This is a genomic window from Allobosea sp. 05T438, from assembly GCF_056396025.1.
This window is the reverse complement of sequence record NZ_JBFTKQ010000002.1, coordinates 653,188-673,190: the sequence shown is the minus strand read 5'-3', so window position 1 is coordinate 673,190 and position 20,003 is coordinate 653,188. Positions and strand designations below refer to the sequence as shown.

16 protein-coding genes are annotated in these 20,003 nt (G+C 66.5%); 13 read left to right on the top strand and 3 right to left on the bottom strand.

The annotated features are described in order from the left end of the window. Window positions 1-4 precede the first annotated feature (4 nt). Entirely contained in the window at window positions 5-2,206 is a 2,202-nt protein-coding gene (locus AC1DIN_RS07025) for an FAD-dependent oxidoreductase (RefSeq protein WP_476809182.1), read from the top strand. A gap of 14 nt (window positions 2,207-2,220) precedes the next feature. Continuing rightward, window positions 2,221-2,715 (top strand): peptide deformylase, encoded by a 495-nt coding sequence (locus tag AC1DIN_RS07020; protein WP_476809181.1) that lies wholly within the window; start codon window positions 2,221-2,223, stop codon window positions 2,713-2,715. Between the two features lie 90 nt (window positions 2,716-2,805). Here AC1DIN_RS07020 and AC1DIN_RS07015 read toward each other — a convergent pair whose 3' ends face one another. Both AC1DIN_RS07015 and aptA read right to left on the bottom strand, forming a co-directional pair. Next, window positions 2,806-3,096 carry a GIY-YIG nuclease family protein gene (locus AC1DIN_RS07015; RefSeq protein WP_476809180.1) on the bottom strand — a complete coding sequence of 97 codons (291 nt, stop codon included), beginning with the start codon at window positions 3,094-3,096 and terminating at the stop codon, window positions 2,806-2,808. A gap of 123 nt (window positions 3,097-3,219) precedes the next feature. Further along, the gene (gene aptA / locus AC1DIN_RS07010; RefSeq protein WP_441468913.1) at window positions 3,220-4,560 is read right to left on the bottom strand and encodes an omega-aminotransferase AptA; all 1,341 of its coding nucleotides are present in this window, start codon (window positions 4,558-4,560) and stop codon (window positions 3,220-3,222) included. Window positions 4,561-4,737: 177 nt separating this feature from the next. Here aptA and AC1DIN_RS07005 point away from each other — a divergent pair, with 177 nt between their 5' ends. The 3 genes from AC1DIN_RS07005 (at window position 4,738) to AC1DIN_RS06995 (ending at window position 9,173) form a co-directional block, all read left to right on the top strand. Beyond that, window positions 4,738-6,540 (top strand): hypothetical protein, encoded by a 1,803-nt coding sequence (locus AC1DIN_RS07005; protein ID WP_476809179.1) that lies wholly within the window; start codon window positions 4,738-4,740, stop codon window positions 6,538-6,540. Window positions 6,541-6,707: 167 nt separating this feature from the next. Further along, window positions 6,708-8,201: an EAL domain-containing protein gene (locus AC1DIN_RS07000; RefSeq protein WP_476809178.1), complete on the top strand. Its 1,494-nt coding sequence runs from the start codon at window positions 6,708-6,710 to the stop codon at window positions 8,199-8,201. 102 nt (window positions 8,202-8,303) lie between these two features. Next, entirely contained in the window at window positions 8,304-9,173 is an 870-nt protein-coding gene (locus AC1DIN_RS06995; RefSeq protein WP_476809177.1) for a TIGR01459 family HAD-type hydrolase, read from the top strand. 70 nt (window positions 9,174-9,243) lie between these two features. Here the strand turns inward: AC1DIN_RS06995 and AC1DIN_RS06990 are convergent, their stop codons facing one another. Further along, a complete protein-coding gene (locus AC1DIN_RS06990; protein ID WP_441468909.1) occupies window positions 9,244-9,630 on the bottom strand; it encodes a response regulator in 387 nt (128 codons plus the stop codon). A gap of 249 nt (window positions 9,631-9,879) precedes the next feature. On the opposite strand from AC1DIN_RS06990, the gene AC1DIN_RS06985 reads away from it, so the two are divergent. The 8 genes from AC1DIN_RS06985 to AC1DIN_RS06950 all read left to right on the top strand — a co-directional run bounded on the left by AC1DIN_RS06985 (window position 9,880) and on the right by AC1DIN_RS06950 (window position 19,987). Then, window positions 9,880-10,335 (top strand): MaoC family dehydratase, encoded by a 456-nt coding sequence (locus AC1DIN_RS06985; protein WP_441468908.1) that lies wholly within the window; start codon window positions 9,880-9,882, stop codon window positions 10,333-10,335. A gap of 95 nt (window positions 10,336-10,430) precedes the next feature. After that, window positions 10,431-11,429 carry a bifunctional riboflavin kinase/FAD synthetase gene (locus tag AC1DIN_RS06980; RefSeq protein ID WP_476809176.1) on the top strand — a complete coding sequence of 333 codons (999 nt, stop codon included), beginning with the start codon at window positions 10,431-10,433 and terminating at the stop codon, window positions 11,427-11,429. A 206-nt stretch (window positions 11,430-11,635) separates the two neighbouring features. Next, entirely contained in the window at window positions 11,636-14,650 is a 3,015-nt protein-coding gene (ileS, locus tag AC1DIN_RS06975; protein ID WP_476809175.1) for an isoleucine--tRNA ligase, read from the top strand. Then, on the top strand, window positions 14,650-15,135 hold the full coding sequence (lspA, locus tag AC1DIN_RS06970; RefSeq protein ID WP_476809174.1) for a signal peptidase II: 486 nt from the start codon (window positions 14,650-14,652) through the stop codon (window positions 15,133-15,135). The genes ileS and lspA overlap by 1 nt, the downstream gene beginning before the upstream one ends. Before the next feature lie 71 nt (window positions 15,136-15,206). Further along, on the top strand, window positions 15,207-15,863 hold the full coding sequence (locus tag AC1DIN_RS06965) for a hypothetical protein (RefSeq protein ID WP_476809173.1): 657 nt from the start codon (window positions 15,207-15,209) through the stop codon (window positions 15,861-15,863). 121 nt (window positions 15,864-15,984) lie between these two features. Beyond that, window positions 15,985-17,274 carry a M16 family metallopeptidase gene (locus AC1DIN_RS06960; RefSeq protein ID WP_476809172.1) on the top strand — a complete coding sequence of 430 codons (1,290 nt, stop codon included), beginning with the start codon at window positions 15,985-15,987 and terminating at the stop codon, window positions 17,272-17,274. Between the two features lie 54 nt (window positions 17,275-17,328). After that, a complete protein-coding gene (locus AC1DIN_RS06955; protein ID WP_476809171.1) occupies window positions 17,329-18,624 on the top strand; it encodes a M16 family metallopeptidase in 1,296 nt (431 codons plus the stop codon). Window positions 18,625-18,661: 37 nt separating this feature from the next. After that, window positions 18,662-19,987, top strand: a complete 1,326-nt coding sequence (locus AC1DIN_RS06950) for a glucose-6-phosphate isomerase (protein ID WP_476809170.1) — start codon at window positions 18,662-18,664, stop codon at window positions 19,985-19,987. The last annotated feature ends 16 nt before the right edge of the window (window positions 19,988-20,003 follow it).

The following is a 20,003-nucleotide window of genomic DNA, read 5'->3' as shown; positions in this document are numbered from 1 at the left end:
CATCATGAACCTCACCAATTTCCGCTTCGAGACCGACTCCGACGGCATCGCCGTTGCGACCTGGGACATGCCCGGCCGCTCGATGAACGTCATCACCCCCGCGGTGATGGAGGAGCTGAACCAGATCGTCGACAAGGTCGCCTCTGACGAAGCCATCAAGGGCTGCGTCATCACCTCCGGCAAGGAGAGCTTCTCCGGCGGCGCTGATCTCACCATGCTCCAGGGCCTGCGCGATCTCTATGTGAAGCTCGCCGGGGAGAGGGGCGAGCCTGTCGCGATGCAGAGCTTCTTCGACGAGAGCCGCAAGCTCTCGCTGCTCTACCGCAAGCTCGAGACCTGCGGGAAGCCCTTCGCCGCCGCGATCCATGGCGTCTGCCTCGGCGGTGCCTTCGAATTGTCGCTGTCCTGCCAGTACCGCGTCGTCTCGGACGATGCCTCGACCCGCGTCGGCCTGCCCGAGATCAAGGTCGGGCTCTTCCCCGGCGCTGGCGGCACCCAGCGCGTGGCGCGCCTGATGCAGACCGGCGACGCGCTCCAGATGATGTTCAAGGGCGAGCAGGTGAAGCCGCTGCCGGCCCGCAATTCCGGCCTCGTCCACGCGGTCGCGGCCCGCGCCGACATCGTCCAGAACGCCAAGGACTGGCTCAAGGCCAACCCGCAGGCGACGCAGCCCTGGGACCAGAAGGGCTTCAAGCTGCCCTCCAACAAGGTGCACTCGCCGGCCGGCATGCAAATCTGGCCGCCGGCCAATGCGATCTATCGCCGCGAGACCAACGACAACTACCCGGCCGCCCGTGCCATCCTCTCGGCGGTTTATGAAGGCCTGCAGCTCCCGATCGACCTCGCGCTCAAGGTCGAGAGCCGCTACTTCGCCAAGATCCTCCGGACGAAGGAGGCGGCCTCGATGATCCGCTCGCTCTTCGTCTCGATGCAGGAGCTCAACAAGGGCGCCCGCCGCCCGGCCGACGTGCCGCCCTCCAAGCTCAAGAAGGTCGGCGTCATCGGCGCCGGCTTCATGGGGGCCGGCATCGCCTATGTCACGGCGCAGGCGGGCCTCGAGGTCGTGCTCGTCGACAAGGACATCGAGGCGGCCGAGAAGGGCAAGGCCTATTCCCACAAGCTGGTCTCCGACCAGATCATGAAGGGCCGCGCCAAGACCGCCGATCGTGACGCGCTGCTCGGCCGTATCAAGGCCAGCGCCGACTATGCCGACCTCAAGGGCTGCGATCTGATCGTCGAGGCCGTCTTCGAGGACCCGAAGGTCAAGGCCGCGGTGATCGCCGAGGTCGAGGCCGTGGTCGGCCCGCGCACCATTTTCGGCTCCAACACCTCGACGCTGCCGATCACCGGCCTCGCCGAGAACAGCCAGCGGCCGAAGAACTTCATCGGCATCCACTTCTTCTCGCCGGTCGAGAAGATGCTGCTGGTCGAGGTCATCATGGCCAAGAAGACCGGCAAGAAGGCGCTCGCCATGGCGCTGGACTATGTCCGCGCCATCAGGAAGACGCCGATCGTGGTTAACGACACCCGTGGCTTCTACGCCAATCGCTGCGTGGGCAACTATATCCGCGAAGGCCATCTCATGCTGATGGAAGGCGTGCCGCCGGCGATGATCGAGGCTGCCGGCAAGCAGGCCGGCATGCCGGTCGGCCCGCTCTCGCTCAATGACGAGGTCGCGGTCGATCTCGCCTGGAAGGTGCTGAAGGCGACGAAGGCCCAGCTCGGCGACGCTGCCGTCGATCCGGCGCAGGAGAAGCTGCTCTCTGACATGGTGGAGAAGCACGGGCGTCTCGGCCGCAAGAACCGCAAGGGCTTCTACGACTATCCGGAAGCCGGGCCGAAGCGGCTCTGGCCGGGCCTCGCCGATCTCGTCGGCCAGCAGCTCGATCCCGACAGCGTCGACATGGAGGAGCTGAAGCACCGGCTGCTGGTGACGCAGGCGCTCGAAGCCGCGCGGACCTATGAGGAAGGCGTCGTCACCGATCCGCGCGAGGCCGATGTCGGCTCGATCATCGGCTTCGGCTTCGCGCCCTTCTCCGGCGGCACGCTCTCCTACATCGACAATATGGGCGCGGCCGCCTTCGTGAAGCTTTGCGAGAAACTGGCGAAGGCCCATGGCGAACGCTTCAAGCCGAACCGGCTGCTGAAGCGCATGGCCAAGACCGGTGAGAGCTTTTACGGCACGACGGAGAAGAAGGCGGCCTGAGCGGGCGGACAGCCATGCCCATCCGCCCGATCCTGAGTTTCCCCGATCCGCGCCTGCGCGTGGCCGCCACGGCGGTCACGCGCTTCGATGCCGATCTGCGGGAGCTTGCTGCGGACCTGCTCGACACGATGCGGGCGGCGCCCGGCATCGGCATCACAGCGCCGCATGTTGGTGTGCTGTCGAGGCTGGTGGTGCTCGAGCTGACGCCGGGCGACGTCCGGACCTATGTCAATCCAGAGCTGGACGGCGTCTCGCGCGAGACCATCCGCCATGTCGAAGGCAGCGTCTCGATGCCGGGCGTGACCGATGAGCTGGAGCGCCATGCCCAGGTGCGGGTGCGCTACCGGGATCTGGAGGGGGCGGAGCAGATCGAGGGGGCGGGCGGCCTGCTGGCCGTGTGCCATCAGCACGAGATCGACCAACTCGACGGCATCTTCTGGATCGACCGCCTGTCGCGCCTCAAGCGCGACAGGCTGATCGCGCGCTACAACAAGCTGCGGCGGGGGTGAATTCGTCAGGGTTGCGGCTTTCCGTCATTGCGAGAAAAGCGAAGCAATCCAGGGGAGGTAGGGCGTTATCGCCTCCGACCGCAGCGCGGCTCAAGGAGCGAAATCCTCGTAGAGGTCACGCCAACCTGCATTCATCGACTCGATCAATGCCAGTTTCTTGATCCGAGAGCCGGCCTTGATCCGCTTTTCGCGCGTGATTGCCTCATTCATCCGATCATGAAGCTCGTACCAGACCAGGAACCGGCAGCCATATCGCTTGGTGAAGCCGGGAACGAGCCCGGTCCTGTGTTGCCACGCACGCTCCCTGATATTTGAGGTCACGCCGACATAAAGCGTGCCGTTGCGCCCGCTCGCCATCATGTAGGCGACGGGCTCCCTCATTCTCTGCCCCCCGCGCTTGCAGCCTCACCATGACGAACGCGGCGGCTTGGCAGGGCCAAGTGAAGCGTCGAGCCCTGCCGCCCCTGGATTGCTTCGCTACGCTCGCAATGACGGGGGGCGATCTCAGCCCGCCACGGCCCGGATCACCCGGCGCAGCTTGCCGATCAGCTCCTCGACCTGCGACTCGGTGATGATCAGCGGCGGCGAGAAGGCGATGGTGTCGGCGGCGGTGCGGATCATCAGCCCCTCCTCGTGGAAGCCGCGCTCGATCGCCTCGTAGCCGCGCTTGCCCACGCCTTCGGCGCGTGGCGCGAGATCGATCGCCCCGACGAGGCCGAGCGTGCGGATGTCGACGACGTTGGGCTCGCCCTTCAGGCTCATCACCGCATCGGCCCAGGCGCCTTCCATGGCGCGGGCACGTTCGAACAGGCCCTCGTCACGGTAGATGTCGAGCGAGGCGAGCGCCGCAGCGGCCGCCAGCGGATGGCCCGAATAGGTGTAGCCGTGGAACAGCTCGATGACGTTGTCCGGCCCGCCCATGAAGGCATCGTAGATGTGCTTGCGCACGATCACGCCGCCCATCGGCACCGTGCCGGAGGTCACGCCCTTGGCGAAGGTGATCATGTCCGGAATGACGCCGTAGCGCTCGGCGGCGAAGGCGAAGCCGAGGCGGCCGAAGCCGGTGATGACCTCGTCGAAGATCAGCAGGATGCCGTGCTTGTCGCAGATCTCGCGCAGGCGCTTGAGATAGCCCTTCGGCGGCGGCAGCGCGCCGGTCGAGCCCGCCATCGGCTCGACGATCACGGCGGCGATGGTCGAGGCGTCGTGCAGCGCAACGATCCGCTCGAGATCATCGGCGAAATGCGCGCCGTATTCCGGCTCGCCCTTGCTGAAGGCCTGCTTCTCGCGGTCATAGGTATGGGCGAGATGGTCGACGCCGGTGAGCAGCGAGCCGAAGAATTTGCGGTTGTTCGACATGCCGCCGACGGAGATGCCGCCGAAGCCGACGCCGTGATAGCCGCGCTCGCGGCCGATCAGCCGGGTCTTGGCAGCCTTGCCCGAGACGTTCCAGTAGGCGAGGGCGATCTTGAGGGCAGAGTCGGCCGCCTCCGAGCCGGAGCCGGCGAAGAAGACGTGGTCGAGGTCGCCCGGCGCCAGCGCCGCGATGCGCGCGGCGGCGGCGAAGACCTTGGGATGGCCGTATTGGAAGGAGGGAGCGTAGTCGAGGTCGCGCGCCTGCGCCTGAATCGCCTGGATGATCGGCTCGCGGGCATGGCCGGCATTGCAGCACCAGAGACCGGCCGTGCCGTCCATCACCGGCTTGTTCTCGGGCGTGTAATAGAACATGCCCTCGGCGCGTGAGACCATGCGGGGGTTCTTCTTGAACGACCGATTGGCCGTGAACGGCATCCAGTAGGCTTCGAGATCGTTTGGCGTGCCGATGGCGGAAGATGCGGAAGTCATCGAAGGCCCCTGTGGATTAACCTTGGTTGAACCTAGCAGGCGAAAGCGGACTGTAAATCGCCATGATGGCACGCCATGGCTGCGCCCAACGGATGACGGCCGGAGCGAAGGTCGTAGGTGACGTTAGGTCGCCGATGGCGTAATCTCCCCGCTTGGGGCATATGCGAACGGACCCCGATGACGGAAGGCGATAGTGATCCTGGACGGCTGGACGAACGGGCCGCGGCGATCCTTCGTGCGGAGTTGGCCCGTGTCCTCGCTTCCGATGCCTTTCGCGCCGCGCCTCAGCTTTCGGCCTTTCTGAGCTTCATCGTCGAGCGCACGATCGAGGGTCGCGCGGCCGAACTGAAGGGTTACACCATCGCGGTCGAAGGCCTGGGGCGGCCAGCCGATTTCAACCCGCAGATCGACCCGATCGTTCGGGTCGAGGCGGGGCGGCTCAGGCGTGCCCTGACACAGTACTATGCCGGGGAGGGACAGGGCGACCCGGTCGTGATCTCGATGCCCGTTGGCGGGTATGTTCCCGTCTTCGAGGTCGTCGACCCGGATGCGGAGATTACGTGGGAACCGACCCCGCTCCTCGCGGTTCGCGATGATTCCACAGCGGTGGAGGCGCTCCCGGTCGCAAAGGCCGCCGATCGCGCCGCCACGCGGCGGTGGTCCGTGGTCACGGCTGTGGCCCTCGCGCTGGGGCTTCTCGCGCTCGGCTGGTGGTACCTGGCGCCGGGTGACACGCCGACCGAGCTCAGTTCGGCCAGGACAACCGGAAGCGAACAGGCTGCGGGTGCGCAGCAGGGAATCGTAGCTCCTCTCCAGCTCGTCCGTGTAGCCATCACGATTCCAGTGGTGCCATCGGATCCCAAGCTGGCGGGCATCCTGCACCGGTTTTCCGACCTGCTTGTCGATGCCATGGCCCGTTTCGACGATCTCGTGACGATCAAGGCCCCGCCGCCGGGAACCGCGGCGGTCGGGGACGTCGATTATGTTTTCGAGATGAACGTCCAGACCGTGGACAGCGGCGTGGAGGGGCTGGGGCGCCTGCGTTCCGTTCGGGACGGGCGCATCGTCTGGACGGCGTCCTCCGGCCGGCCATCGCTCGAACTCCTGCAGGAGTCCGAGCTTGCCGAGATGGCGCGCAGCCTGGCGACGAGGCTGACGGAGCCGTTCGGCATCATCCCGGCCGACGCACGCCAATCGCAGCCATCATCGGCGGTTCGTTGCATCCTGCAGGCTTTCGATGCGCGTCKAACCATGGTGCCGGAGGACCATGTCCTCGCCCGGTCTTGTCTTGAAAGGCTGATCGAGCAGGACCCGAGCTTCTATCCCGCATGGGCTCATCTCGCCATCATGACGCTCGGAGAATACGGATCGGGCTTCAATCCGGACGACCTCGTTCCCAAGGGGAGCGCCCAAAGGGACAAGTCGTCGCTCGATCGCGCCCTCGCTGCGGCTTTGACGGCTATTCGCCTGGCTCCATCAGGTGCGCGGGCCTATCAGGCCATGATGAAAGTCCTGTTCCTGCGCGGATCGACCGAGGAAGCGCTTCAGAAGGGGCGGGAGGCTCTGACGCGCAATCCCTATGATCCGGACATCATGGCAGATCTCGGCGCGCTCTATGTTCGGCGCGGCCGGTCGATAGAGGGCTTGCCGATGCTCGAGCGCGCGGCAGCGCTCAGTGTCGGTCGCCCGCCGCGCTATGACTTCTATGCTTTTCTCGGGGCCTATCTGATCGGCGCCAAGCGGGTTTCGGAGACCTATGCCGCCATGCTGGGAGCCGATACGAGCCCCTTCGGCCTCCTGGCCCAGGCACTCAGCGCTGCGTCGGATGACGATACGGCGACCCAGGCGAAAGCCATCGCGCAGCTTGGGGACAAGGCGCCGCTCTTCAAGAAGGATCCGCGTGCATATCTGGCCCGGAAGGGCTTCGCCGACGAGGTGGCGAACCAGATTCTGGCGCCGCTCGGTCTCGACAAGTCCTGAGATCGCCCCGCGCATCGCTACGCCTTCAGCTTCGCGCCATTCTGCGGAACGTGGTGATGGGGCGCGGACAAGGTTGCTCGCATAACGCGGCGCGCACGGGTAATCTGCCGCTTAACGTTCTGATTCGTTCCCAATTTCCGATCAACCCTTCTAGCGCGAACGCTGCCGTGGCCCCTTTGCGCCTGAAAGCCCTGCCTCCTCTCGCCGGTGCCATCACCGGGCTTTCCGCTGGCGCGGTCCTGACGATTCTCTTGCCCGGCGGGCTGGGGACGGCGCTGGGATTGCTTGCCTCCGGCGCCGGCGTATTGGTCGCGATGCGGACGTTCGAGCGTCGCGGTCTTGCCAGGCACGAGCAGGCGCTGGCCGGACTCGGAGAGGTCAAGGTCAGGTTGGCCACCAACGCGATCCGGCTCGACGCATTGTCGCAGCGGGTCGAGCAGATGCCCATGCGGGATGTCGATGCCGCGCCGGCTCGGGCCGCAATTCATGAGCTAACCGCCGAGGTTGGGTTGCTCGGCGATCTGATCCATCAGGTAGCCACGACGCTCTCCGACCATGAAGCGGTCTTGGCGCGGCTGCCCGAACCGGCGGCTGCCGCGCCGGCGCTTCCCGCACCCTCCATTCCCGAAGTGGTTCTCGATCCCGAGGCGGTGCGACGCGCCCGCGCCGAGCAGCAGGCCGCCGAGCGTGCCGCCGCCGCCAAGGCGGCGCAGGAAGAGGCCGAGGCCGAGCGCGCCGCGCTCATCGGCCGGGCGCTCAGCGAAGGGCGTATCGAAGTCCATCTTCAGCCGGTCGTGTCGCTGCCGCAGCGCCGCACGCAAGGCTACGAAGCGTTGGCGCGTCTGCGACTCGATGAGAACACCCTGCTCCTGCCGCACGAGTTCCTCGACACCGTCGAGACCCGCGGCTTTGGGCCGACGCTCGACGCGCTTGTCCTGACACGAGCCCTGGCGATCGCCCGCCATCTCGCCTCGAAGGATGGAGGCATCTTCGTCTCCTGCAATTTCAGCGCAGCGACCTGGGGCTCGTCACGTGCCCTGGCGGCACTGACGCGCATCCTCGACAAATATCGCGAGCACACCGGGCATCTCGTCATCGAGATGCCTCAGACCGTCTTCCGGAGCCTCGATCCGACGAGCCTCGGCCTGCTCGGCGCGATGTCGGCGAATGGCGTGCGGTTCGCGCTCGATCATGTCGTCGACCTGCGGCTCGATCCGCGTGCCCTGTTCGACCGCGGGATGCGCTATATCAAGGCTCCGGCGACGCTGCTCCGGGACCATGCCGAGGGCAAGGTCGTCAGCGATATCGCAGCTGGCGATCTTGCGGCGATGCTGGGCAGGGCGTCGATCACGCTTGTCGCCGAGCATGTCGAGGACAACCCGCTGGCTGCCGATATGATCGAGCTCGGCGTCACGATGGGGCAGGGCCAGGCGTTCTCCCCGCCGCGCCCGGTCAAGCCCGAAGTCTTCGCGGAACCGGAGGCGGCTCCTGCGCCTTCTCCTGCCGTCTCGGCTCCGCAGGTTCCGCAGCCTGGAGCCGCCAACGACGTCGTGCGCCCGGCCGCGGTTGCCGGGCTGCCTTCCGTTCCGGCCGCAGCGCCCGCAGAAAGCCGGCCCGAACGGCTGCCGTTCCGCTCGGTGCTGCGCCGGGCCAGCGCTTGATGCGCGCCGCGGTGCAACATCCGGTTCCGCTCCCGGCGAATCCCGTCTAGACCAGCTTCGGTGAGGCGTGGATGCCTCCTCTAGCCGCCGGAGATCGAGACAGTGTCGCCATTGGGGATCGCTTCCACCATCCCGCTTTCGGGCTTCTCCGAGGTCGCTGACCGCTTCGATCTCTGCCTCTGCGATGTCTGGGGCGTGGTTCATAACGGCGTCGCCGCCTATCGCGACGCGCTCGTGGCTTTGATGCGTATGCGCGAGCGCGGGATCAGCGTCGTTCTCGTGACCAACGCGCCGCGTCCGAGCGATGTCATCATCGATCAGCTCGACGGTTTCGGCGTGCCGCGCGAAGCCTGGGATGCGATCGTCACCTCCGGCGATGTTTGCCGCTCGCTGATCCGCGCGCGCGTCGGCGAGCCGATGTATCGGCTCGGTCCCGATCGGGACCTGCCGCTGATCGCCGGTCTCGATGTCCAGGAAACCGCCCCGGCCGAAGCCGCCTATGTGCTCTGCACCGGGCTGTTCGACGACGAGAACGACACGGCGGCGACCTATGCCGAGCTTCTGGCCGGATTCGCCGCACGCGGATTGCCGCTGATCTGTGCCAATCCCGATCTCGTCGTCGAGCGCGGCGGGCGCATCATTCCCTGCGCCGGTTCGGTCGCGTTGGCCTATGAGGAGATCGGTGGGCAGGTGGTCTATGCCGGCAAGCCCCACGGGCCGATCTATGAGGCGGCTCTGGCCGCAGCCGAGGAGAAGCGCGGAGCGGCGATCGCCCGGGACAGGATCTGCGCGGTGGGCGATGCCATCCGCACCGATATCGCCGGCGCCTCAGGCTTCGGCGCCGCCGGCATCATGGTGCTCGCAGGTATCCATGCCCAGGATCTGATGGAGGCGTCTTGGGAGGAGCGTCACGGCTGGTTCGGCCGGCAGGCGCATCGCCCCGCCTATGCCATGCCGCATCTGGTCTGGTGAGGGCGAACTGGCTCTCCACTGCCGCGCCGGATGTCTCCGGAAAGTGGATGCTACGTGTCGGGCCGATGCGTCAGGCGGCGACACATACCGATTCGATCTTGGTCTTCAGCATCTGCGCGTTGAACGGCTTCACGATGTAGTTGCTGACGCCGGCCTTTTTGGCCGCGATGACGTTCTCGGTCCTCGACTCGGCCGTGACGATGATGAAGGGCGTCTCGGAGAGCGTGGTCTCCTCCCGCACCTTCTGCAGCAGCTCGAAGCCGCTCATCGGCTCCATGTTCCAGTCGGAGATCACGAGGCCATATTTCTTGTCGCGCATCTTCGCGATCGCGGCCGAGCCGTCGGAGGCGTCGTCGACGTTCTCGAAACCGAGCTGCTTCAGCAGGTTGCGGATGATGCGGATCATCGTTTGGTAATCGTCGACCACGAGGATCGGCATGGACGGATCGAGGGCCATTGCGATGCTCCAGGCAGGGCAGTTGTAGCGTCGGAACATACCGACACCGCGCCGCCCGTTCGAGGCGGTCTCCACTCGCATTCGGTGATACCGACGGCGTGTTGCGAAGCGGTTAATCCGATCGCCGAGTGACCGTGGGGTAGGGTGGTGCTCCGCACCAAAGTCCAATTGCTGTTATTTTGCAGTTGCGAGATGATGAAGCCAATCGAGCACAGGGGCTGGGGTGCGCCTGCAAGCCACGAGAGATCAATGACCGTTCAGCCGAGGCCCGGCACACTCTACACCGTTCACGCTTTCGAGGATCTGGCGATCGGCCAGTCCGAGAGCTTGATGCGGACCGTGATGGAGCGCGATGTCGCACTCTTCGCCGAGCTTTCGGGGGATGCCAACCCCATCCATCTCTGCGACCATTTCGCCGCCGGCACCAGGTTCGGCCAGCGCATTGCTCACGGCATGCTGACGGCAAGCCTGGTTTCCGCCCTGCTCGGCACGCGCCTGCCCGGTCCCGGTGCTGTCTATCTCTCGCAGACGCTGACCTTTCTGGCCCCGGTCAAGATCGGCGATGTCGTTACGGCTCGGGTCGAGGTCGTCGAACTCGTCGCCGAGCGCCGCCGGGCACGCTTGTTCTGCGAGTGCCTCGTCGACGGCAAGGCGGTGATGGAGGGCGAGGCCTGGGTGGCGATGCCGCCGAAGCCCAAATCCTGAGAGGTTCGGAGGGGGGCGGCCTTGACGCCCTGCCGGCCTTCGCCGCAAAGACGACCATCGCCCGGCTTTCACGGGCAGACGGACGTTTCTCATCGATGTCTTCCCCAGCCGATGCGCCGTTGCGCTCCGAGCCGGCGGCCGTGGTCCTCGACCTCGACAAGCCCATTCCCGACGGCCTGCGCGGCGCGGTCCTCGCGCTCGGCAATTTCGACGGTGTCCACCGCGGCCACGCCGAACTCGCCCGCGTGGCCGGTGCCATGGCGCGCGATCTCGGTACGGTGCCGGCCGCCTTCACCTTCGAGCCGCATCCGCGCAGCGTCTTCCGCCCCGAGGAACCCGTCTTCCGGCTGACGCCGCCGCAGATCAAGCTCGAATTGCTGGCCGATGCGGGCCTGGCTCGGGTCTTCGTCCTGCCCTTCGACCGCGAGATTGCAGCGATCACGGCCGAGCATTTCGTCAACGACCTGCTCGTCGGCCGGCTCGGCGCTGCCGGCCTTGTCTGCGGCTATGATTTCCATTTCGGCAAGGGCCGCACCGGCTCGCCGGAGATGTTGCAGGCTCACTGCCTGACGGCCGGCGTCCCGGTCCGCGTCGTGCCTCCCTTCGCCTGGCAGGGCGAGGCCGTGTCGTCGACGCTGATCCGCGCGGCGCTGGAAGAGGGCGATGTTGCCCGCGCCGCGGCGTTCCTCGGGCGGCCCTGGTTCGTGCGCGGCCTCGTCGCCCATGGCGACAAGCGTGGCCGAGACCTCGGCTATCCCACCGCCAATATGCAGCTCGCCCGCGACTGCAAGCTGCGGCACGGCATCTATGCGGTGCGGATGAGGATCGACGGCGTCTGGCACGACGGCGTCGCGAGCTTCGGCCGCCGCCCGACTTTCGATGACGGCGCACCACGGCTGGAGACCTTCGTCTTCGATTTTTCAGGGGATCTCTACGGCAAGCGCGTCGACGTGGCCTTCGTCGACTGGCTGCGTGGCGAGGAGAAATTCGACTCGCTCGAGGCTCTGATCGCGCAGATGGACGCCGACAGCGCCCGCGCGCGCGACATTCTGGCCAGGACCCCCGCTTTCGACGCGCCGCCCTTCCTTCCATGAGCCACGCCTGCTAGAAGCCCTCCATGCCCGCTGAACGCGCCATGCTGATCGATCTTTCCCGGCGAATTACGGGCCCGGCTGCCGCCTCGCGCTAGACAGGCGCGGGCGCTTGCGCAGTCCGGGTTGAAGACCGCTTTTCCCGTTTCATGAGTGGACGCGCTTGGGCTCGCCGAATGGCCCGCCGTCCCGACTGTCCGAGCCGGAAGATGACCGACAAGATCAACAACGCCAAAGCCGCCCAGCCCGCAGGTGACGGCATCGACTATTCGCAGACGCTGTTCCTGCCCCAGACCGAGTTCCCGATGCGTGCGGGCCTGCCGCAGCGCGAGCCGGAGCTGCTCGCCCGCTGGGCTGAGATCGACCTCTACCGCAAGCTGCGCGAGGCAGGCCAGGGCCGGGACCGTTTCGTCCTGCATGACGGCCCGCCCTATGCCAACGGCAACATCCATATCGGCCACGCGCTGAACAAGGTGCTCAAGGACCTCGTCACGCGCTCGCAGCAGATGCTCGGCTACGATTCCAATTATGTGCCGGGCTGGGACTGCCACGGCCTGCCGATCGAATGGAAGATCGAGGAGCAGTACCGCGCCAAGGGGCTGAACAAGGACGACGTTGATGTCGTCGAGTTCCGCAAGGAATGCCGCGCCTTCGCCGAGCACTGGGTCGATATCCAGCGCAAGGAGTTCAAGCGCCTCGGCGTCGAGGGCGACTGGGACGATCCCTATCTGACGATGGCCTATCCGGCCGAGGCGCAGATCGCTCGCGAGATCATGAAGTTCGCCGAGACCGGCCAGCTCTATCGCGGCTCCAAGCCGGTGATGTGGTCGGTGGTCGAGAAGACAGCGCTCGCCGAGGCCGAGGTCGAGTACGAGGAGCATACGAGCGACACGATCTATGTGCCGTTCCCGGTGCTGAATGCGCCTGCTGCGCTCGCAGGCGCGTCGATCGTCATCTGGACGACCACGCCCTGGACGATCCCGGGCAACCGCGCGATCTCCTTCCATAACAAGATCGCCTATGGCCTCTACCGCGTCACGGCGGCGCCCGAGAACAACTGGGCCAAGGTGGGCGCGACCTATATCCTCGCCAAGAACCTCGCCGAGAGCGTCTTCAAGGCCGCCAAGGTCGAAGCCTTCGAGCTGGTCGCGGATGTTCCGGCTGAGCAGCTTGCCGGGCTCATCGCCGCCCATCCCCTGCGCGGCAAGGGCTATGACTTCGACGTGCCCCTCCTCGACGGCGACCACGTCACCGACGATGCCGGCACCGGCTTCGTCCACACCGCGCCGAGCCATGGCCGCGAGGACTTCGACATCTGGATGGCGAACGGCCGCATGCTGGCCGAGCGCGGCATCGAGACGCGCATCCCCTACACCGTCGATGCCGATGGTCGCTTCACCAAGGAGGCGCCGGGCTTCGAGGGCGCACAGGTCATCACCGACAAGGGCGACAAGGGCAACGCCAACGACGTCGTCATCAAGGCGCTGGTCGAGGCCGGCAACATCATCGCGCGCGGGCGGCTGAAGCATCAGTATCCTCATAGCTGGCGCTCGAAGAAGCCGGTCATCTTCCGCAACACGCCGCAATGGTTCATCGCCATGGACAAGCCGATCGGCGAGGGTGGCGCGCCGGATGCGGCCGATCCCAAGCCCGTCGCCGGCGGCAACACCGACACGCTGCGCAACCGCGCGCTGAAGGCCATCAAGCAGACGGAGTGGGTGCCGGCGGTGGGCGAGAACCGCATCACCGGCATGATCGCCAACCGCCCGGACTGGGTGGTTTCGCGCCAGCGCGCCTGGGGTGTGCCGATCACCGTCTTCGTCGAGAAGGAGACGAAGGAGGTCCTCGTCGATCCCGCCGTCAACGCCGCGATCGCGGAGGCCTTCGAGGCCGAAGGCGCCGACGCCTGGTTCACCGACACCGACGGCGCCCGCTTCCTGAAGCCGTTCGGCTATGACCCGGCGAAATACGAGCGCGTCACCGACGTGCTCGATGTCTGGTTCGATTCCGGCTCCACCCACGCCTTCACCCTGGAAAAGCGCGCCGACCTCAAGACGCATCGCGTCGTCGATGGCGGCCGCGACAAGGTGATGTATCTCGAAGGCTCGGACCAGCATCGCGGCTGGTTCCATTCGAGCCTGCTCGAAAGCTGCGGCACGCGCGGCCGCGCGCCGTTCGACGTCGTCCTCACCCATGGCTTCTGCCTGGACGAGAAGGGCGAGAAGATGTCGAAATCGAAGGGCAACGTCACCGCGCCGCAGGACATCATCAAGGATTCCGGTGCCGACATCCTGCGCCTGTGGGTCGCGGCGGCGGATTATTCCGACGATCTGCGCATCGGCAAGGAGATCCTGAAGACCTTCGTCGAGACCTATCGCAAGCTGCGCAACACCATGCGCTGGATGCTCGGCACGCTCGCCCATTTCAGCGAGGAAAGCCGCGTCCTGGAGCCGCAGACCATGCCGGAGCTCGAGCGGCTGATGCTCCATCGCCTCGCCGAGCTCGGGCCGCAGGTCGAGGAAGCCTATCGCACCTACGACTACAAGAAGGTGGTGTTCCTGCTGTCGCAGTTCATGAACACCGAGCTCTCGGCCTTCTATTTCGACGTGCGCAAGGATGCGCTCTACTGCGATCCGACCTCGAGCCATGTCCGCCGCAGCGCGCTGACGGTGGTCGATCACCTCTTCCGCTGCCTGACGACCTGGCTCGCGCCGATCCTGGTCTTCACCGCCGAAGAGGCCTGGCTCGAACGCTATCCCGCGGAGAAGGCGGGCGAAGGCTCGGTGCATCTGGAGCGCTTCGCCGAGGCGCCCGAGAGCTGGCTCAATCCCGAGCTGGCGGAGCGCTGGGGCAAGATCCGCCGCGTGCGCCGCGTCGTCACCGGCGCGCTGGAGCTGGAGCGTGCCGCCAAGCGCATAGGCTCCTCGCTGGAGGCTGCACCGCAGGTCTTCGTTTCCGATGCGGATCTTTATGCCGCTCTCTCCGGCGTCGACCTCGCCGAGATCAGCATCACCTCCGATATCCGCATCACGAACGGGGAGGGGCTGGCCGAGGCCTTCCGCCTCGCCGAGGTTCCGGGCGTCGCGGTGGTGTCGAATCGCGCTGCCGGCATCAAATGCGCTCGTTCCTGGAAGTATTTCGATCCCAAGACGGCCGATGCCGCCTATCCGGAGGTGACGCCGCGCGATGCCAAGGCGCTGAAGGAGCTGGGGGTGTCCGCCTGATGACGCCTGCCCGCCGCCTTGGCCTCGCCACGGTCCTGATCGTCTTCGTCTCGGATCAGCTCCTGAAATGCTGGCTGCTCTATGGCGTCGGGCTGGCCGAGAACGGTCCGTTCGATCTCGCGCCCTTCCTGACGATCGTGCTCGCCTGGAACCGGGGCATTTCCTATGGCCTGTTCCAGCAGGGCACGGATCTCGGCCGCTGGTTTCTGGTCGTCATCTCCTTCGTCGCGGCCGTCTGGCTCTGGCGCTGGATGTGGCGCAGCAAGGGTGCGCTGACGGTGTTGAGTCTCGCGCTGATCATCGGCGGTGCGCTCGGGAACGGCGTCGACCGCGCCGTCTACGGCGCGGTGGTGGACTTCGTTCACTTCCATTGGGGTAGCTTCAGCTGGTACATCTTCAACATCGCCGATGTCGCGATCGTTGTCGGTGTGGTCGGGCTCCTGTATGAGTCATTCCGACCGGCTGGGGAAAAGACAGCTGAGTGACGGTCTCGCCATCCTTTCGCCGCTCGTCCATGCTTGAGGCGAATGCGAGATTGTCCAAAGGGAGATTTGATATGGCGCAACGCATCCGCGTGTCGCATCTGCTGCTCGCCGGCGGGCTCGTGCTGGCGGCCCAGCCTGCCTTCGCGCAGGAGGGCATGCTGTTCAAGAACCTGCTCGAAGGCACCTTCGGCGGCAAGGGGGCCGGCGACGACATCGATTATCGCGAGCGTGCGCCGCTGGTAGTGCCGCCGAATTCGGCGCTGCCGCGCCCGCAGGATCCGGCGAGCGCTCGCAGTGCCGCCTGGCCGAACGATCCGGATGTGCAGCGCCGCAAGGACGAGGCCAATCGTCCGCCCTATGCGCTGTCGGAGAGAGCGCGCAACAACCCGGTCCTGTCGCAGGAAGAGCTGCGTCGCGGCCGCACTTCGCGCACGGAACAGGCGCCGACCATCGTCGAGGAACACGGCAACTACAACAACCAGATCCAGCCGATCCGCATCGGCCGCGAACTCGCTTCGCGTCGCAATCAGGCTTCCGAGGAGTCGCTGGCCTATGGCGTCGAGCCGCAGCGCCGCCTGCTGACCGAGCCGCCGACCGGCTATCGCCGCCCGGCTGACACGGCTGCGATCGGCCCGGGTCGCGGCGGCCCGGTCGAGGACAAGCAGGCTGTCGGCCAGCGCGAGTTCGCGACGGGCCAGGGGCCGGTGATGCTGGTCAGGCCTGACTAGGCTGATCTGCAAGATCGGCCGAGGTGAGCCACTTGCCGAAGCGGGCTAGGCTGACCAAGTTCTCTTTCGGGGCGGGCGCATCGTGCCCGCCCCTTTGTGTCTGAGCAGGAGATCGCGTCAGGTGAACATCCATGCGCGCCAGCCCGGTCTGGCTGACCCCGTCGAAGCCTTCCGCCTCGACAATGGCCTCGACGTCGTCGTCGTGAAGGACCATCGGGCGCCGGTCGTCACCCATATGGTCTGGTATCGCAACGGTTCCGCCGATGACCCGGCCGGAAAATCGGGCATCGCGCATTTCCTCGAGCATCTGATGTTCAAGGGCACCGAGCGCTGGCCGGCCGGTGAGTTCTCGAAGATCGTCGCCGGTTACGGCGGGCAGGAGAACGCCTTTACCTCCTACGACTACACCGCCTATTTCCAGCGCGTGCCGAAAGAGCATCTGCGCGCGATGATGGATTACGAAGCTGACCGGATGACCGGCCTCTCCTTCGACGAGAGCGTGGTCGGACCGGAGCGCGACGTGGTGCTGGAGGAGCGGCGCATGCGCGTCGATTCCGATCCGGCCGCCCAGCTCGGCGAGGAATTCTCCGCTTCGCTGTTCTTCCACCATCCCTATGGTACGCCGATCATCGGCTGGGAGCATGAGATCGAGCGCCTGAGCCGCGACGACGCCTTCGCCTACTATCAGCGCTTCTACACGCCCGAGAACGCGATCCTCGTTGTGGCCGGCGATACCGATGCCGCCGAGGTGCGCCGTCTCGCCGAGGAGAGCTATGGCAAGATCGCGGCCCGCGGCGCGGCGCCCGTCCGCAGCCGCCCGATCGAGCCTGAGCCGCGCGCCTCGCGCCGGGTTGCGCTGAACGACCCGCGCGTGCAGCAGCCTTCGCTGCGCCGCGGCTGGCTGACCCCGACCTATACGACCGGAGATCGCGAAGAGGTTCTGGCGCTCGAACTCGTCGCCGAGATCCTCGGCGGCGGCACGACCTCGCGGCTCTATCGCAAGCTCTGCGTCGAGGATGAGCTCGCCGCCGGCGCCAGCGCCTATTTCATGGGCTCGATGGTGGACCGCGCCGCCTTCCAGCTCTCGGCCAGCCCGCGCCCCGGTGTCGAGATGGCGGCGATGGAGGCGGGGCTCGACGCCGTGCTTTCCAGCTTCCTGGCCGAGGGGCCGACCGAGTTGGAGCTGGCGCGCGCCCGCACGCGGCTCGTCGCCGAAACGGTCTTCGCCCGCGACAATCAGGCTTCGCTGGCGCGCATCTTCGGCTCGGCGCTCGCGGTCGGTGAGACGGTCGCAGACGTGCTCGCCTGGCCGCAGCGCATCGAGGCCGTCGGCCGCGATGCGGTGGTCGAAGCAGCACGCCGCTATCTGAAGCCTGATCGCAGCGTCACCGGCCTGCTGCTGCCCGCCTGACACTTGCCGTCTCACCGAACGGGCGGACGCCATGCTCCGCCGACAGGAAGCGACATGAACGCGCCGATTCCGACACCCAAGCTCAACACGGCCGGCCCCGCCATCGCGGTCCAGAGCGTCCGCTCGCCGGGCGGCATCGAGGCCTGGCTCGTCGAGGAGCACAGCCTGCCGCTGATCGCGGTCGATTTCGCCTTCGACGGCGGCGCCAGCCGTGATCCGGAAAACGCGGCCGGCAGCGCCTATCTGATCTCGGGGCTGCTCGACGAAGGCGCCGGCGATCTCGATGCCGAAGCTTTTCAGGGCAAGCTGGCCGATCATGCGATCAGCCTCGGCTTCGAGGCCCGCCGCGACGACTTCCACGGCCATATCCAGACCTTGTCGACCCATCGCGACACCGCCTTCGAGCTGCTGGCGTTGGCGCTGAACAAGCCGCGCTTCGATGCCGACGCGGTCGTGCGTGTCCAGGCCCAGATCATCGCCGGGCTGCAGCGCCAGGCGAAGAACCCCGAAGTCATGTGCCGCAACGCGCTTTTCGCCGCGGCTTTCCCCGGCCATGCCTATGGCCGGCCCGAAAAGGGCGATGTCGACAGCGTCTCGAAGCTCGCGGCTCCGGCGCTGAAGGCGCTGACACCGGCATTGCTCGATCGCGGCGGGCTCAAGGTCGTCGTGGTCGGCGACATCACCGCGGCGGAACTCGCAGGGCGCCTTGATCTGTTGTTCGGTGCGTTGCCACAGGGCGTGTCCCGCCCGCGCCCGTCTCAGCCCTTGCCGATCCAGGGGCTCGGCCAGACCCATGTCATCGATCTCGACGTGCCGCAGACCGTACTGCGCTTCGTCGGACCGGGGCTGATGTGGCATGATCCGGACTTCATCCCCGCGAGCGTGCTGAACCATATCCTCGGCGGCTCGGCCTTCACCTCGCGGCTCTTCATGGAAGTGCGCGAGAAGCGCGGCCTTGCCTATGGCGTGTCCTCCAGCCTGATGCCGCTGCGCGAGAGCGCCATGCTGGTCGGCGGCACCGCCACCCGCAACGACCGCGCTGCCGAATCGATGAAGGTGATCCGCGAGGAGATGCTGAAGCTCGCCCATGACGGGCCGACCGAGCATGAGGTCGAGGAAGCCAAGCGCTATATCATCGGCTCTTATCCGCTGCGCTTCGACACCTCGCCGAAGATCGCCGGGGAATTGCTGGCTCTTGCGCTGCGCGGCGACACGCCGGACTTCCTCGCCAGCCGCAACGGTCTCTTCGCGGGCGTGACGCTCGATGACGTCAAGCGCGTCGCGCAGCGCCTCTTCGGCAACCCCGACCTGCTCGTTCAGGCGGTTGGCAAGCCGGTCGGGCTGGTCTGAAATAGCCTTCGTCTCTTTGTCGATACGGGTAGTCTTCATGCTTCAGCAAAGCTTCGATCTCGCGCTCGAATCCAAGGTCGGCAAGGGAGGCATTCCCGACGCGGCCTTCGAGGCGGCGCTGGCCGATCTCAAGCCCGCGTTGGCGAAGCTGCAGGGGCAGGCGAAGGACGGTTCGCTGCCGCTGCTGAAGCTGCCGAGCGACACCGCCGACCTCGGCCCCGTGAAGGTTGCCTCCGACCGGTTGAAGGCTGGCGGCACCACCGATGTCCTGGTGCTCGGTACCGGCGGCTCCAGCCTCGGCGGCCAGACGCTCGCTCAACTCACCGGCTACGGCATCGCCGGCCTCTCGCAGTTCGCGCACGGCCCGCGCGTCCATTTCATCGACAATCTCGACCCGGCCACCTATGCGGCGCTGCTCGCCAGGTTGCCGCTCAAGACGACCAAGTTCGTCGCGATCTCGAAATCCGGCGGCACCGGCGAGACCCTCCTGCAGTCGATCGCCGCGATCGAGGCGCTGCGGGGCGCGCATCTCACCGATCAGCAGATCGGCGAACATTTCCAGGGGCTCTCCGAGCCGGGCAAGCCCGGCAAGCTGCATCCGCTGCGCGCGTTGCTCGAGCCCTTCGGCACGCCCTTCCTCGAACACCACACCGATGTCGGCGGTCGTTACTCGGTCCTGACCAATTGCGGCCTGTTGCCGGCCGCCGTGCTCGGCCTCGACATCGAAGCGCTGCGGTTGGGCGCAGCGCGGGCGGTGGCGCCGCTCTTCGCCGGCAAGGACGTCCGCGAGACGCCCTCGGCCGTCGGCGCTGCGCTGCATCTCGCCGCAATGCGATCGGGCAAGAATATCGCCGTGCTGATGCCCTATGCCGACAAGCTCGCGCTGCTCACCCGCTGGTGGATGCAGCTCTGGGCCGAGAGCCTCGGCAAGGACGGGCAGGGGACGCAGCCGGTCGGCGCGCTCGGCCCCGTCGACCAGCACTCGCAGCAGCAACTCTATCTCGCTGGCCCCAAGGACAAGTTCTTCACCGTGATCACCACCGGCGTGAAGGGCAAGGGGCCGCAGATCGACGCGGCTCTGGCGGAGAAGATCGGGCAGGCCGATTTCGCCGGCAAGACGATCGGCGACATGGTTGCGGCGCAAGGCATCGCCATGATCGACACCTTCGCCAAGAACGGCTGTGCTGTCCGCCGCTTCCACGTCGAGCGGATCGACGAGACCAGCCATGGCGAGATGCTGATGCATTTCATGCTGGAGACGATTCTCACCGGCTACGCGATGGGTGTGGATCCCTTCGACCAGCCGGCGGTGGAGGAGGCGAAGCTCCTCGCCAAGCGCTATCTTGCCGAAGGGCGCAGCTGAGCGAATCGGGGTTTGC